Raw genomic sequence first — 1,050 nt, forward strand, 5'->3', positions numbered from 1 at the left:
TACGAATGAGCAATTAGATATAGCCTGTGCAAGGGCATTGTATTTTCATGCCTTTAGCTACCAGCACATCAAAGGGATCTGCGAAAAAGGCTTGTTTGAATTGCCAAAGGAAAACGGCGCCACACTGAGATTCTCGGACGAATTTCAGCATGAACTTAGCTTTTACGACAATCTCACAAATTAATTCATAAGCAATGGAAAATCTAAAATCACAACTTCGCTCGTTGAAACTGGCAGCGATATCACAAAATCTAGAACTAAGAAACAGATATGCTCTAGAGCACAAGATTGGATACATCGAATTCCTCGAGTTATTGGTGGAGGATGAACTCTCAAATAGGCAGACAAATGGTTACCAGAATAAGCTTAGGGAATCCAAATTAGATACGCAGAAAGTACTGGATAGCTATGATTTCAGCTATCAGCCACAAGTGGATAAGAGACAAATCTATGATCTTGCTAGTTGTAGATTCATCGACCAAAAGTATAACGTAGTGTTTATGGGTAAACCTGGTGTGGGTAAAACTCATCTTGCCAATGCTATTGGGCTAGAAGCTGTCAAAAAGGGGAAAAAGGTGCTTTTTATCCATAGTAATGAAATGGTAGAAAAGTTATATTCCTCACGTGCGGATGGTACTTACCAAGCTACAATGCAGAAATTTCTTAAACCTGATTTGCTAATACTAGACGAACTTGGCTTCAAGAAAATGCCGCAATACAGTATGGAAGATTTCTTTGAGATCATCAGGAAGAGATACGAAAATGGCTCTATGATCATTACCACCAATAGAAACTTTGAGGATTGGGGTGCACTCTTTGGTGATAAAGTCATCGCTTCAGCGATAATTGATCGCATTGTTCACCATGCCACGATAGTCCGTCTCCAAGGAAATAGCTATCGAATAAAAAACCTGTTAGAGCTGTCTGAAATGTACGAAGAAGACACTACTGAGATAACTAAAAGAGGACGACCAAAGAGAACAGAAAACACTGACGTAAACAATGAAAAAAATGTGTAGAATATTTGTTTTTTTAACGAAATTAGTGGTG

At 38.6% G+C, this 1,050-nt stretch carries 2 protein-coding genes; both read left to right on the forward strand.

All coding sequences use genetic code 11. The annotated features are described in order from the left end of the window. On the forward strand, positions 1-184 hold a 184-nt coding region (locus FLS47_RS18325; protein ID WP_223225059.1), incomplete at its 5' end, for a hypothetical protein. A gap of 40 nt (positions 185-224) precedes the next feature. Then, positions 225-1,019 carry an IS21-like element helper ATPase IstB gene (gene istB, locus FLS47_RS00010; protein ID WP_262713844.1) on the forward strand — a complete coding sequence of 265 codons (795 nt, stop codon included), beginning with the start codon at positions 225-227 and terminating at the stop codon, positions 1,017-1,019. Positions 1,020-1,050: the final 31 nt, after the last annotated feature.

The sequence above is a fragment of the Sphingobacterium cavernae genome (assembly GCF_008520265.1).
GTDB lineage: Bacteria > Bacteroidota > Bacteroidia > Sphingobacteriales > Sphingobacteriaceae > Sphingobacterium > Sphingobacterium cavernae.